Genomic DNA, 16,168 nt, shown 5'->3' with positions numbered 1-16,168 from the left:
TTTCCTTCTTTCTTCTTCCTTCTTTCTTCTGCTATATCTCTAAAATGAAATAAGTAATTGTCAATAATCTTCCAGATATTAAGATTTTAAAATTTAAGATACCCCTGAAAATTATCATTATCAATCAATTATTTTTTGACGACTTAACGTGCTTAACTAATAATCGAGCGATCGCTTCGAGTTGCTTATGATTAAAACTTTTAATAATTAATTTAACTACTTCTTTAGGGTCTTTTGGCAAAGTTACTTTTTTCTGCTCAGAAGCCTTTGCTATTTCCTTAAGGTCTTGACTCGCCACTATTTCCTGTACTTTTCCTACTTGGATCAACTCACCTGCTTGATTAAGTTCTTTAATAATTACAGGAGCTAGAATTTGATAAGACAACTTAGAACTAGCGATCGCCTGTCGAGAATATGTAACTAAAGTCTTCCAAATTTCTGTATTTTCATCCAACTTCAACAAACCATTACAAACCTCTGTAAGCTGTTTTCTAGAATCAGGAGAATCAGCTTGTTTAAACACCTCCAACATTTCTTTTAACCTACTTTTAACTTGTTGATAAAAATTAGATTTAGATGTTGTCTTCCCATTAGTAGATTTAGAAATAGTACCACCACTCACTAAAGTATTCAAATTAGTTTCTAACTCTGAAAAAATAGGTAAAGCATTATCAACAATTTCTTGTCCCTCCTCTTCCCTCCAACCATAGGGAGTTTGTAGACGTTCTACTAACTCTTTGAGAGTATCATACCCTTTTAAAAATTGAGACTCTACTGTTTGGTCAATATCAACAGGATTTTCGCGAATTATTTTAAAACAATCTTCTAAACGGTGAGCTACTTTTTGTACACTGTGCATTCCTAACATAGCAGCCCCACCTTTTACAGAATGAGCTGCTCTAAACATATCATTAATAGTTTCAGAATCTGACATTGTAGACTTCAAATCTACCAACCCATTTTCTAGAGTAACTAAATGTTCTTCTGCTTCTAATATAAATAATTGTTTAATCCGATCGTCTTGTTCTGATGACACAATATTTCTCCTAAAAATTACAATTATTAACTAATTACAGCAGTTTTGGAGTTGACGAGGTACAAAGTTTTATTGCTCTAGGGAACAGGGAACAGGGAATATAGGAATAATACCAAATCCGGTTATCATGCATCACTTTTTTCAAATTTCTCTCTAACCCTTCAGCATAGCTATCTTCTGCCTTACCTTCATAAATATTGGTTCTGTCGATCGCCGGATTTTAGTATAAATAGTCTTATAAATGTACCTCACACTTCCTCAAAAGTGCTGTAAGTAAGAAAAAAAGGAGTTCAGTAGAAAACTCCGTTGACTTGAAGTTACTACTTCTATTCTAGCATTAATAAATATGTATCTAAAAGCATCTTAATGTAATTAACTACATCTATTTTAATCCTTTTTTGACTGATAGTTAGCGGATAATTTAATGTTAATACCAAATTCATAAGAAGTTACATAGAAAAATATATCGATCAGAGTTGACCGTAGATCGAAATAGACAAGTTAATAATTTCATAGATGTAAAAGAGGTGTGGGGAGTTGGAGAAGTTTTGAGCCATTTATTGTATAAAAAAAAGTACATTTTTGTTGAAATTTTATACTGAATAAAAGTGATTACTCACCTCTTTGTTAAAAACATTCCCTTGTAATATAGAATCCGGTTATATAACATATGTTTATAGTTCTATATTACTTCAATATTTAATCTCCTCCACTCCCCCACTCCCCTACTCCCCCACTCCCCCACTCCCCCACTCTCCAACCAGAGCCTTAATGGCCTAAATGGCGATTATGCCAATATTTATAAGCAGCATAAGCCAAAGTAACCACACAAGTGACAATAGCAGATTCATCGACCTCAAACTGAGGATGATGCAGAGGATAGTTAGGTTTGTCTTTGTGTCCCACTCCCAAACGAAACATCATACCTGGAACTTTCTTCAGATACATAGAAAAGTCTTCCGCACCGAGGGAAGGCTCAGGTAAAATACAAACCCGATCGCTCCCCCAAGCTTCCAAAGAAACAGACTCGACCAACTGAGTCAATGCTGGGTCATTTTGCACCGATGGTACTCCCTGACGATAATTTAGTTCATACTTAGCGCCATAAGAACCACAAATATTAGCCACAATATTTTCAATCCATGCAGGTAAAACCTGATGGGTATCTGGATGAAGCGATCGCACAGTTCCCCACATTTTTACTTGGTCAGATATCACATTTGGCGCTCTTCCGCCACTAATCTTACCAATTGTTAACACTACAGGTCTTAAAGGATTATGAGTTCTACTAATGGCCTGCTGTAAATTAGTAATTACCTGAGAAGCAATCCAAATTGCATCTATAGCTTCATGGGGACGGGCACCATGACCAGACTCCCCAATAATTGTCAGTTCCAAATCATCAGCAGCAGCAGTTAGCACTCCGTGACGAATACCCACCGAACCTGCTGGAATAGTTGGGAAGACATGGACTCCTAAAATCCCCTGTACATCCTCAAGCGCCCCATCTTCAATCATCCAATTTGCACCTTGGGCAATTTCCTCTGCTGGTTGAAACAGAAACCGAACATTACCTGGTAAGGGTTCTCCCAATTCAGATAATACCATTGCCGCCCCTAGTCCTACAGTTGTATGGACATCGTGACCACAAGCGTGCATAATGCCAGTATTACGGGAGGCAAAATCTAAATTAGTACATTCTTTAATCGGCAAAGCATCCATATCGGTACGAATAGCCAACCATTGATTATTACTATTAACTTTGAGTTCTCCCAGAACACCAGTTTTACCTATAGACTCTCGTACATGAAGACCACAGGAAGACAACACACCTGCAACATAAGCAGCCGTTTGGTACTCTTGGCCACTTAATTCTGGGTGAGAGTGAATATGACGACGAATTTCAATCATACGGGGGGCGAGGGTAGCTGTTAAATCTTTAATTTTGGTTAACATATATAATTAATTTATTTTTGTGTAGTATTGAGTCTATCTAAAGCACATTAAATGATGATAACAAAGGAAAATTATCCTTGGAAATTATTAAGCAATAAGTTTTGCTGGAAATGGCGATCGCCCACCGTTGTATTATATGGGGATCGATCTCTGAGTGTCTTTTGAATCCTACTTAACTTTGAGATAAATTTTTTGGTAGTCCTGCATGGTAATGGTGAAGATACAGCAGATTTCGGGCAAATGATGTACAAGGTGAATGGTGAAAATATTGCAGTGCGGGCATCTTGCCCGCTTCGGACTGTACCTCAAAAGTGCTGTATATATTTTTTAGCTTCTCCCCATCTCCCCATCCCCCCATCTCCCCCACTCTCTCTACCATTACTATGCACCACCACCATTTTTTTTATTTAGATAGGAGCGATCGCCAACCGTTTGTCTAAAACTCAAAAATAGCTGAATGCTAAATACTTATCTATTAACTTAAAAACTACTAAATTATTCAAGGAATCTGACTTTATTAATCATGGAAAAATTTTGGCAAAGTCTCATAAATATTACAATTCTAGATATACCAGCAAGAAAAATATTTTTTATTGCTCTGGCTTTAATAGGAATATTAGGATTAAAAGAACTATTCAGCATAATATTAATTAAGCAAGTTGAGGCTTTAACTCGTAATACAAAAACTACCCTTGACGATAAATTAATTGCATCTGTTAAACAGCCGATCGGGTGGTTTATCTATATACTTGGATTGTGGATTCTACAATTAATATTAACAGATTCTATTTCTCCCCAATTAAATCAAATAGTCACAGGAATTATTAACTTAGCAATAGTAGGTAATGTTTCACTAATTATCTACCGTATCTCTCCGATATTAGGAGAATTTTTTAGTAATTTATCAGCTCAAACTGAGACTGAATTAGATGATATTATTAGCCCTTATCTGCCGATATTATTTAGGTTTACTGCTATCCTGATTTTTGGCTTAAAAGCAGGAGAATTATTACTAGGAACTTCTGTTACTGCAATCTTTGGTTTAGTGGGTGGCGCTGGTTTAACGTTAGGTTTATTATTTAAGGATGTTATTAGTGATTGGTTAGCTACAATTGTAATTTACAGTGACAGCTTGTATCGTGAAAATGATTTGATTTTACTACCAAGTGGTGTTTTGGGGCAGGTTACGAAAATTGGTATTAGAAGTACAACAGTTTATTTAAAGTTTAAGGGAGCTATCCAGAAAGTTCCTAACTCTAAAATGATTGATGGCAACATCAAAAATTTCTGCCAACAGCCAATTGAAAATCGGAAAGCAGCTATTGATTTATTCATTAAAATTGACGGAATTTCAGCTCAGAAAATAGCCGATATTAATGAGAAAATTCGACAAATTCCTAAATCAATTGACATTTTAGATGATTCTTGTCTGGTGAGATTTGATGGATTGGACAGAAATGCTCGCGTGATTAGAGTAATTGGATATACTAACAATTTAGATAAGTATTATAGCTCTTATGACCAATTGAATTTGGCAATTTTGGCTTTATTGGAGCAAGAGGGAATAGATTTATTTAATATTAATATTATTAGTGATACAGAAACTTATAAAAGTTGGCAGTCTAGTCAAAATTTAGGGATTGAACAAGGAAATAGAGAATATATAAATCCTATTTAAGTTGTAATATTTTCCTGGCAGCAAGGAGTCATATCAAGTTCGGTAGTATCGTTATTGTAAAGGTAAGGAAGAAGGAAGAGGGAAGAAGGCTTAAAAGCTTGAACAGGACTTACGCAAATTGACTTTTAAAGCACCATTTGTAGGAGTAAATAGTATTCTTTCTCGCTATATGTAGAGTCTGGTGCGTAAGTCCTGTTGAAAAAACCTAAATTTCCTGTAGATATTCACCCTTGGATTTACGTTAGCCAAAATCAGTTAGCAGATAGTGGTTTTATGAATTTAGGCGACAGCTTGAATATAAAACGCAGTGGTACGGTTCTGAGTTAGTAATAGTTGATAGGTTTTTTCTATCATCAAAAACTTGCTCAAACTGTGGTCATGTCCAAGATATGCCGTTAAATGTGAGAACTTATGATTGCCCAGAATGTGGGATATAGCGCTGTGCGCAGGCAACAGGCAACAGGCAACAGCTCATCTGGGAGAATAAAAGGCTAATAACATAAGACTTTTAGCTATTGGACATCTCCTGTAATTTGTAAATATGCCAGCGCACATTGCTATATCTATAGATCGTGATCTGAATGCAAGTATAAATTTGAAAGATGCGGTCGGCTTGACCGTTAATGCCTGTGGAGGTCCTGCTGCCGACAGTTCCGGTGGAAGCAGGAAGTAAACAGTAAAATGTCGCGCTTGTGACGTTTTATATCGGTTTTATGAAGCAGCACATTTAGAGGGTGCAAATTTTCAAGGAATTGAAGCAGAATATATTTCCTGGGATACAATACAACTGTGCAATACAATTCTACTTAATGGAAGTATCAGCGATCATGACTGTATAGAACCCATTTGAGATGGGGAGATGGGGAGATTGAAGTGTGGATAGAATCATAAACATATACTGTATAACCGGATTATATATCATACCTCAAATTAGCAACGCCTAATAAATTAACTAAAATATAATAAACAGTATTTTGACTGGACAGTTAAATTAAATTAGTGTGTTTCTATAAGCTATGAAAACTGTGAGATTAAACTATCCTTTATCTCTACTAATGCCATTACTAGCAATAGTAGTTGCAACTCCGGCCAAAGCACAACCCATTACCCCTGCTAACGATGGTACAGGAACAACTGTCACGCCACAGGGCAATCAATTTAATATTCAAGGGGGAACCAAGAGTGGGGCAAACCTCTTCCACAGTTTTGACCAATTTAACCTCCACTCCGGCCAAACAGCTAATTTTCTTACTACCCCAGATACCCGAAATATTTTAGGCAGAGTCACAGGGGGAAATGCCTCTATTATTAACGGTTTAATTCAAGTCATCGGTGGTAACTCCAACCTCTTTCTGATGAACCCTGCGGGAATTATTTTCGGTCAGAATGCTAGTCTTAATGTACCCGCTTCATTCAGCGTTACGACGGCGACTGGTATTGGGTTTAACGGTAATAATTTCTGGTTTCAGGCCATGGGAACAAATGATTATGCAAATTTAGTCGGAAACCCCAGTGGTTATCGTTTTAACGTATCAAACCCAGGCGTTATAGTTAATGAAGGAAATTTAAGTTTAACTCCTGGTGAAAATCTGACTTTACTTGGTGGTACGGTCGTTAATACTGGGGAACTCTCTACAGCAGGGGGTAATATTACGATCGCTGCAGTGGAAGGTGGTAGTACTCTGAGAATATCTCAACCAGGACATTTATTAAGTTTGGAAGTTGCGTCATCAGTGGAAAATGAGGCAGATATTTCTAATTTTACTCCCCTATCTTTACCACAGTTATTAACGGGAGGAGAAATAACTCACGCTACATCTATGACTGTTAATGCTGATGGTGATGTGGTTTTGATAGATACAAATACAATAGTTGCTGATGTATCGGGAGATGCTTTCGCTTCGGGAAATATAGATGTATCAACAACTCCCCCCCTTTCAAAGGGGGGTCAGGGGGGATATAATGTTGGTGGACAGATTAATCTTTTGGGCGATCGCGTGGCAGTGATAGATGCCAATATTAATGCTAATGGTTTTAATGGAGGGGGAATAATATTAATTGGAGGTGATTTTCAAGGCAATGGAATAGTGAGTAATTCTCGGCAAACTTTTGTTGATGGAAATTCGTTTATTTCGGCTGATGCTATTAGTTATGGTGATGGAGGAAGGGTAATAGTTTGGTCGGATGGCATTACTAATTTTGGGGGAAATATTAGTGCTAAAGGTGGTGAATTTTCTGGGGATGGTGGGTTTGTTGAAGTTTCGGGAAAACAACGGTTGATTTTTGATGGAAGTATTAATGTTAGTGCTGCATCTGGAAATTCTGGAACGATTTTATTAGACCCGGAAAATATTGAGGTGGGAGAGTCAGAAGAAACTGAAACAACAGGGGATAATTCTGAAGTTGAATCTACTGAAAATTCTGACAATTCGGAAGTAACTGAAAATTCTGATTCTAATTCGGAAACAACAGGGGATAATTCTGAAGTTGAAAATACTGAAAATATTGAAAATTCAGAAGTAACTGAAAATTCTGATTCTAATTCGGAAACAACAGGGGATAATTCTGAAGTTGAAAATACTGAAAATATTGAAAATTCAGAAGTAACTGAAAATTCTGATTCTGATTCTGAAATAACAGGGGATAATTCTGAAGTTGAAAATACTGAAAATACTGATAATTCAGAAATAACAGAAGCAGAAATAGCAACAGACCCCTTTGCTCAAGATGAAAATTCTAACGTCACAATTTCTGCTGAAAATATTGAAGATTTATCAGGAGAAATAATTCTGCAAGCTGACAATGATATAACAGTAAATGAAAAAATCGAAACTGACTCATCAGTAGAGATAAAAGCTGGTCGAAGTATTAATATAAATGCGGATATTGACACATCTACAGGTAACGGAAATATTACTTTATTTGGCAATGATAATAATGCCAATATAAACAATCGTAGTGACGGAGTAGCTTCGATTAATCAAAGAGAAGGAACAACATTAAATGCTGGAAATGGAACTATCGCTATTAGATTAGGTGGTTTAGGTGAAATAGGAGATATAAATCTAGCTAATTTAACCACAGAGGGACGAGTAATACTTAATGCTAATAGTGGTAATATTACTCAAGTTTCATCTAATAGTTTAATTACAGCAGACACCATACTTTTAAGAACTCGTGGACAAGGAGGGATAGGATTATCAGAAAATCCATTGCGATTAAATGTACATAATTTAGAAGCAATTACAGGCAAGGCTGGGGTATTAATAGATGCTATTTCATCTCTAACAATTGGTGGGGTAAATGGAGAATTAACAGGGATTTATACAGGTGGTAGGGCTGGAAAAATTCGGTTAAATGTGGATGGAGATTTGAATATTGAAGAAGGAATTGAAGCAGGGAATAATGTGAGGTTGACTGCCAGTGAAAGTGTGAATATAAATGCAGATATTAAGACGGTAGATGGGAATGGAAATATTTTTATTCAAGGGAATAGTCAGGAAGTAGGAGAGAATAATTCAGGGGAAATACCAGATATAATTTTAGGAGACGAAACAAATTTAGCAATAGACAATATAATTTCAGAAGACGAAACAAATTTAGGGGCAGCCAGTGAACCAACTACAGATGATATAGGAGGTTTTATACCAGTAATAGAAAGTGATGATGGAGGAATAGGAAGTATTATTCAAGGAGAAGGAACAAATTTAGAGGCTGGAAGTGGAAATATTAGAATTGAGTTAGGAAATTTGGGAGAAGTAGGAGATATAAAATTGGCAAATTTAACTACAACAGGTCGAGTTTTGGTTAATGCCAATGGGGGAAATATTGAAAGTGTTTCGGAAAATTCTTCGATAAATGCTGGTAGTATTTTATTCCGAACTTCTGGGAATGGTGGGATTGGTTTATCTGAAGTACCCTTGCGTTTAAACGCAGAAAAATTAGAGGCAGTGGCTGGTAGTAATGGAGCATTTTTTGAAGTTTTGGGAGGAATAAATATTGGTGGTGTGAGGGAAAATGTTATGGGAATTTCAACTACTGAAGGAGGAGATATTCAACTTTCGGCAGAAGGTCAAATTATAGTTACCGAAGATATTTCTACGGCGATAAGTGAGGGAGATGCAGGGAATATAATTATTGAAAGTAATAATGGTGGAATTGATACAACGGAAAGTAAAATTAATGCCTATTCGGAGTTAGGAGGTGGAGGTAATATTACTCTTATAGGAGAAGGAGATATTCACACAGCAAATGTGGATACTTTTGCTGGTGGAAATGGGTCTGGTGGTCAGATAAAAATAGAGAGTCGTTCGGGTTCAATAGTTACTACCGAAGGTATAGTTATTTCCGCATCTAGTTATGGTAACGGCGGAGATATTGAAATTAGAGCAAAAGACGACATTACAACCAGTAAAATATCATCTTTTTCCTCAGACTCAATAGTTAGTGAAAATTTCAACCCTGCCTCATTCATACCAATTGGCGAGGGAGGAAATATTATTCTAGAAGCTGGAGGTAATATAGATACCACAGGTGGAACTGTTAACTCTGTTTCTGAAAGAGGAAACTCTGGAAATATTATTTTTACAGCAGGTGGAAATATTTTAACGGGTAACATTCTTTCTAGGACTTACAGTAGTAACAGTGGAGGAAACATCACTCTAGAAGCTGGCGGTAATATTGATACGAGCGGAGGAGTTAGTTCTGATAGTACTGGGGATGCTGGAGATATTGAAATGACAGCTAATGGAGATATAATCACAGACTTTATTTCTGCCTCGTCATTAGTAACCCCAAACTTCCCTGATGATGGGAATGAAAATAAAGGTGGGAATGTCACTTTGACCGCAGGGGGCAATATTGATACTAGGGCAAAGCAAATACAAGCTGTTTCCTCTAAAGGAGATGGGGGAAATGTCTCTTTGACAGCAGAGGGTAATATTTTTACTGAAAAAGTACTTGCCTCATCTAACGAAAGTGGCAATGGAGGAAATATTAATATTCAAGCAGGAGGAAATATTGACACTAGCATTGATCGCCTTGACTCTAGTTCTAGAGACCGAGATGCAGGGGATATTACTCTCACAAGTGGAGGTAATATTTTCACAAGTAGTATAAACTCAAATTCTGCTTCTTCTCTGGGTAATGGGGGAGAGATAACTTTAGATGCGGTTGGTACTATTGATACTACTGGTGGGAGATTAAATTCAGGTTCTACTGGCACCAACTCAGGCAATATTTCCCTAACTGCAAATAATTCAGTTATTACTGGCAACATCGATACTGCGGGAGTTCAACAAGGGGGCGACATTAATATTACGAGTGCTTCGGGTAATATCGACACCAGTTTGGGTTTACTCAACTTATCTTCGGAAGGTAGGGGTGGAAATATTACTTTTAATGCTGAACAGAGAATTTACACTGGAAATATCAATACATCAGGAATAGAAGGAGGAGGTAATATTAACCTCACCAGTAACTCTAGCGATATTAATACTAATGCGGGAGAGTTAAATACTACTGCTGAAAATGGCGAGGATGGAAATATCAATATGAATGCTAACAACGGCAGTATTGAAATTGGTGAAATTAACCCGGCAAAAAATATAACTATTGTTGATGGTGGGGAAGAGGATGCTTTTAACTCAGACTCTGACAGTAGTATTAATAGTGATGCTGACCAAGTTAACGACCAAAAGGGTGAAGTTAGTTTACAAGCACACAATGATATTACTATTAACGAACCTATTAATTCTGATGAAATTTCCAATTTGGAGTTAAAAGCAGGTCGCAATATAAATATCAATGCTGACATAGATACTTCTGAGGGAAATGGGAATATTACTCTCAGCGCTAATGACAATAATGCAGATATTAATTATCGCCAAGTAGGTAGAGGTAATATAACCATGGCAGAAGATACCATCCTAGATGCAGGTCGTGGAAATATTACAATTCAGTTAGGTACTCTCGGAGAAATTGGAGATATTACCATCAGCAACCTCCGCACAACTGGAACAGTAATAGTTAACGCCGAAGGAGGTAATATTTTCAGTGCCTCAGAAAATTCCCTAGTCAGAGCAAACAACACTATTTTCCAAACTCGCAACAGTGGTGGAATAGGTTCATCATCACAACCAATTAATTTAGAAGTAAATAATTTAGAAGCTAGAGCAGGTAGTGCCGGAGTATTTTTCAACTCTCCCACCCAGGGACTGAGTATTGGGAATACCACAGATTTAATTAGAGGCGTTTTAACCTCCGGTGGAGGGGAAATTGAAATTACCGCAGCAGGAAATATTGAAGCGACAGAACCAATATCCACAGTTACCGACTTAGAAACATCAGGAAATATTACCCTCAACTCCACCGGAGACATCAATACTACCAACAGCAAAATATTATCTTGGTCTAACAACGAAGCAGGAAATGTCACCCTCAACGCAGAAGGAAATATTTCCACTGCCAGTATTGATGCGAACTCCTTCGGTATTGGTAGAGGAGGAGACATTACCCTAAATGCAGGAGGAGCGATCGATGTAACTGGTGGAACATTACGGTCTAGCTCTGAAGCAGGTGACGCGGGAAATGTGAATATTACTGCCAACAATAATATTAATACCGCTAATATTCTCAGTTATTCTGGGGAAGAAGCAGGAGAAGATAACCGTGGTGGAGATATTACTATTACATCCCACGACGGATCTATCGACACAACTGCAGGAATTATTAATGAATTTCCAGCAGACATAGATATTACTTCTCTGGAAGTTGCCACCTTCTTTGAACGTTTTGTCGCCAACTTAGCAACAAAAGCAAACAATGGCACGGGTGGCAATATTACTCTTTCTGCTAAAGAAAATATTACTGTGGGTGGTATTGGTGGAATAGGAGGTAAAAATAGCAGTAATATTAGCGCCAGTAGTGAAATAGGTAACATTAAAATTGGCGATATTTTCTCTACCAGTCACAATGAGACCAGCGGGAATATTACTATCGAAAGCAACAGCGGAAATATTGATATTAACCATATTGCCTCCTATTCTGTTAACGGTACTGGAGGAGATATTAATCTCAATGCTGATGGTAGTGTCACCATCAATAACATTGCCTCATTTGGACCCGGGCAAAGTGGGGATGTTAATATCCAAAGTAATAACAGTACTATTACCACTCGTAAAATTCAAACTCTCGCCGATAATGGTAGTAGTGGTAATATCCGCCTCAATACCTATAATTTTCAAGGTGATATTAATACGGCCAATATTCAATCAATAGGCGATCGCTCATCGGGAGAAGTGGAAGTTATTGCTGCTGATGGTTCTATTACTACTCAAAATATTGAGTCTCTCTCCAACTCTGGTAACTCGGAGAATATTACTGTCGAAGCGGGAGAAGATATTGATACTGAGGACATTAATTCTAGTGGTGGAGAAAATAGTGGAGATATAGAGGTTAGTAGCGATAATGGCGAGGTAAATACGGGAAATATTGAATCTAGTGGCAATTCTGGAGACTCGGGTAATATTGATGTTAATGCGGAAGGGGATATTAATACAGAGAATATTAGTACCTATGGCAATAATAATAGTGGAGATATTTCTGTTGAGAGTAATAATGGTTCAGTTAATACTAATGATGTAGTAACTGAAGCTGAAAATGGAGATTCTGGGGATATAGATATTGCTGCAAGATATGGTATTAATACTGAAAATATTAGTTCTATCGGTGGGGAGAATAGTGGAGATATTTCTGTTAATAGTCAGGCAGGTTCTGTGAATACAAATAATATTGAAACAATTGCCGAAGCTGGAAATTCTGGGGATATAGATATTGCTGCAAGATATGGTATTAATACTGAAAATATTAGTTCTATTGGTGGGGAGAATAGTGGAGATATTTCTGTTAATAGTCAGGAGGGTTCTGTTAATACTAATAATATTGAAACAATTGCCGAAGCTGGAAATTCTGGGGATATAAATATTGGAGCAAGAGGCGATATAAATACAGGTAATATTAGTTCTATCGGTGGGGAGAATAGTGGAAATATTTCTGTTAATAGTCAGGCAGGTTCTGTGAATACAAATAATATTACGACTCAAGCAGAAATAGGCACTGCTGGCGACATTGATATTAGTGCTAGAAATAATATAAATACAGGTAATATTACTTCCACCGCTCCTCAAGGAAGTGGCAATATTAATCTGACTACTGAAGTTGGTCAAATTAACACAGGTGAAATCTTGACAGATACAGGCAAAATTAATCTTAATCAACCAAATAATAATATTAGTTCAGCAGTAGAAAATAATTCGACTTCTAGAATTCCCACATCCCCACCTTCAACTATTAACAATACTCCCACACCAACAATAATTAATCCCACTACACAAATATCTGAAAATTCACCCCCAACACCAACAATAATTAATCCCACTACACAAATATCTGAAAATTCACCCCCAACACTAACCAATAACCTAACTCCACCATCAACAACACTCACTAATAACCCATCACCAATTACCAACTACTCTCAATCTCCCATAGTTAATAATAATCAAATCTCAACTTCAACTAATACCAATCCATCAACAATAAATAATAACTCCAATCCCATAATTCCTACTTCAGCTATTAATAGAAATTCCCGAGAAAATCCAGCAAATATCTCTGGCACACAAACCAGCAATATTACTAACTTTTCCAGACCAACCACGATTCAAAATACCATTCAATCCCCACAAAATAACAATGAAACTCTCATCAGCACAAACCCCAACAATTCGATCAGCTCTAACAATACCAATAACCCCAATAACCCCAATAACCCTAATAACCCTAATAACCCTAATAACCCTAATAACCCTAATAACCCTCAACCAAATTCAAGCCAAATCAATCAACAATTACAATCACAACGATTACAATTACCACAATTAAATCTAACCCCAACCAATCCATTAACAATAGATATATCAACCTCCCAAATGATATTAGCCCTAGAAAAAAACCGAATTGATGAATATTCAAATTATCTAGGAGAAAATTTCGACCAAAAATTACTATCCACAAAAAACGTCCGAGAAATCTTAGTAGATATGCACCATCAGACCGGAAAAAAATCAGCAGTTATCTACGTCAAAGTTCATCAAGACCAACTACAACTAATATTATTCACCCCCGACGGTCAATCTATTCTCAAAACTATTTATCAAGTCAATAGAGAAAAATTATGGGAAGTTGCCATACAATTTTATCTAGATATTACCGACTCAAAAAAACGTAAAAATCATAACTATTTACCAACAGCAAAAAAACTCTACAACTGGTTAATATCTCCAATCTCAACAGAATTAGAAGCAGCAAATATTGATACATTACTATTTAGTATGGACGCAGGTTTTCGCCTCTTACCCCTAGCAGCTTTACATGACGGAAAACAATTTTTAATCGAAAAATATAACATTAGTTTAATACCAAGTGTCAGCTTAATAAACAGTAAGTATAACTCCCTCAAAAATACAAAACTTTTAGCCATGGGAGCCAGTAAATTTTCTAACAAACCACCCTTACCAGCAGTACCAGTAGAATTAAAAGCCATTACAAAAAATTCACAACAAGGTAATATTTTCCTCAACGAAGAATTCACTCGAAAAAACCTAATTAACCAACGCCAAAATTATCCCTATCCAATTATTCACCTAGCCACCCATGCAGAATTTAGAGGAAGCAATACCAGTAAATCTTATATTCAACTATGGAACGATAAATTACACCTACATCAAATGCGCGATTTAAAATGGAATAACCCCGAAGTTGAACTATTAGTATTATCCGCCTGTCGTACAGCAGTAGGAGATAAAAATTCTGAACTAGGTTTTGCCGGGTTAGCAATAGCAACCGGAGTTAAATCAGCATTAGCAAGTTTATGGTTAGTTAATGATGAAGGAACATTAGGATTAATGACAGAATTTTACTCTAACTTAGGTAATGTTAGTATTAAATCCGAAGCATTACGAGAAGCACAAATAGCAATGTTGAAAGGTAAAGTTGTTATCGAAAATGGTATATTAAAAGTTTCAGGAGGCCGTGGAGAAATGCCTTTACCTCCAGAACTAGCTCAGATGAATCAGAAAAATTTCTCTCATCCCTATTACTGGGCAGGGTTTACAATGGTAGGTAGTCCTTGGTAGTGGAGCGGAATATGAAGGTTGTAATGAATATTTAGCCCTCTCCCTCGTCAGTGTATATATAGACATCTCCGAATAAAGATATAGATTTTTTGTAGGAGTAGGCAACAGCTCCGGAAAGCAACAGGCAACAGGTAAGATATTTTTACGCGCAAAGGCACGAAAAAAGATTTTTTAGGGTGAATTTTTCGTATCCTTAGCTTACTCTAGTTAAAAGATTTATTTTCTGGAGATGTCTAATTAGTATGCGTTTGGCCTGTTGACCAGAAAAATGGGTTTCAAGCCTCGCCCATAAGCGGGCGACTTTTTAGTTGAATATGGTCTATAAATATGTTATTATATTATTAGTTTGATGCGTCAAGTTATGAAAGCTAGATTTAAGTACCGTATATATCCAACGCCGGGACAAAAATACCGATTAGCCAAGCTATTTGGCTGTGTCCGTGTGGCGAGTGAATGATAGTCTCTCTTCTGCCAACAGAGGTATAAATCAGGAGAAAAGAAATCTACTAATTCAGAACTACAAAAGCTTTTTATTACATCTGCTAAAAAGACTGAAGAAAGAGAATGGTTATCAGAGGTTTCTAACATACCATTGCAGCAATCATTGAATGATTTAAACCAGGCGTTGCTCTAACTTTTTTAAATCGACTAAAGGCCAGAGAAAAGGAAAACCTGTTAAACCTCCTAAATTCATGCATCAGGAAATCACGCGCAGACTGCTAGGTTTACATGCATGAGGGTTTAAAGTTGGTCAGGATAAAGTCTAGAAGAGCGAAAATTGGAAAGCTGAAAATTATATGGTCAAGAGAATTACCTACTGTTGTATCATCAGTAACAGTAATCAAAGATTCAGCTCATAGATATTTCTTGAGTTTTGTAGTAGAAATACAACCAGAAATCTTACTGAGAACTGATAATTCAGTAGGTATAGATTTAGGTATTAAAACTTTTGCTACATTTAGCGATGGTACAAAGGTTGATGCTCCTAAGCCTCTGAAGAAACGAATTAAGAAATTAAGAAAGTTAAGTAAGACATTATCTCATAAAACTAAAGGGTCAAAAAGGTATGAAAAAGCCAGGGTTAGAGTGGCTAAATTCCATGCCAAGCTGAAAGATACGCTTGACAGATTTTCTACATAAATTATCTACTAAAATAATTCGTGAAAACCAAACAGTTGTTTTAGAGGACTTGAATGTTTCTGGTATGGTAAAAAACCGTAACCCACCCCCATCCCCTCCCGGGAGGGGAGCAAGAGGGGTGGGTATCCGATTTAGGATGGAGACAATTCAGAACATTCCTAG

The 16,168-nt window shown here is 36.7% G+C and carries 10 protein-coding genes; 8 read left to right on the top strand and 2 right to left on the bottom strand.

What is annotated here, in order from left to right:
- Positions 1 to 124: 124 nt before the first annotated feature.
- Positions 125 to 1,036, bottom strand: a complete 912-nt coding sequence (locus tag F6K15_RS30130) for an Hpt domain-containing protein (protein WP_293068371.1) — start codon at positions 1,034 to 1,036, stop codon at positions 125 to 127.
- A gap of 768 nt (positions 1,037 to 1,804) precedes the next feature.
- Positions 1,805 to 2,992: a M20 family metallopeptidase gene (locus F6K15_RS30125; protein ID WP_293068368.1), complete on the bottom strand. Its 1,188-nt coding sequence runs from the start codon at positions 2,990 to 2,992 to the stop codon at positions 1,805 to 1,807.
- Positions 2,993 to 3,184: 192 nt separating this feature from the next.
- On the opposite strand from F6K15_RS30125, the gene F6K15_RS30120 reads away from it, so the two are divergent.
- The 8 genes from F6K15_RS30120 to F6K15_RS30090 form a co-directional block, all read left to right on the top strand.
- Positions 3,185 to 3,403 carry a hypothetical protein gene (locus F6K15_RS30120; protein ID WP_293068366.1) on the top strand — a complete coding sequence of 73 codons (219 nt, stop codon included), beginning with the start codon at positions 3,185 to 3,187 and terminating at the stop codon, positions 3,401 to 3,403.
- A 112-nt stretch (positions 3,404 to 3,515) separates the two neighbouring features.
- Entirely contained in the window at positions 3,516 to 4,670 is a 1,155-nt protein-coding gene (locus F6K15_RS30115; RefSeq protein WP_293068363.1) for a mechanosensitive ion channel family protein, read from the top strand.
- A gap of 195 nt (positions 4,671 to 4,865) precedes the next feature.
- Positions 4,866 to 4,997: a hypothetical protein gene (locus tag F6K15_RS39140; RefSeq protein WP_375341098.1), complete on the top strand. Its 132-nt coding sequence runs from the start codon at positions 4,866 to 4,868 to the stop codon at positions 4,995 to 4,997.
- Positions 4,998 to 4,999: 2 nt separating this feature from the next.
- Positions 5,000 to 5,107: a zinc ribbon domain-containing protein gene (locus F6K15_RS39135; protein ID WP_375341099.1), complete on the top strand. Its 108-nt coding sequence runs from the start codon at positions 5,000 to 5,002 to the stop codon at positions 5,105 to 5,107.
- Positions 5,108 to 5,686: 579 nt separating this feature from the next.
- Complete coding sequence (locus F6K15_RS30105) at positions 5,687 to 14,866, top strand: CHAT domain-containing protein (RefSeq protein WP_375341097.1); 9,180 nt, start codon at positions 5,687 to 5,689, stop codon at positions 14,864 to 14,866.
- A gap of 349 nt (positions 14,867 to 15,215) precedes the next feature.
- Positions 15,216 to 15,323, top strand: coding sequence for a helix-turn-helix domain-containing protein (locus F6K15_RS30100; RefSeq protein WP_202220519.1), 108 nt, complete (start codon positions 15,216 to 15,218; stop codon positions 15,321 to 15,323).
- Positions 15,324 to 15,595: 272 nt separating this feature from the next.
- Complete coding sequence (locus F6K15_RS30095; RefSeq protein WP_293068358.1) at positions 15,596 to 16,006, top strand: transposase; 411 nt, start codon at positions 15,596 to 15,598, stop codon at positions 16,004 to 16,006.
- Positions 15,987 to 16,168 (top strand): transposase (locus F6K15_RS30090; RefSeq protein WP_363269009.1); only part of this gene is annotated, 182 nt, incomplete at its 3' end. The genes F6K15_RS30095 and F6K15_RS30090, both read left to right, overlap by 20 nt.

This window comes from Okeania sp. SIO2B3, from assembly GCF_010672525.1.
GTDB lineage: Bacteria > Cyanobacteriota > Cyanobacteriia > Cyanobacteriales > Microcoleaceae > Okeania.
Note: the sequence above shows the minus strand (reverse complement) of the source record. Positions and strands in the feature narration are given on the sequence as shown.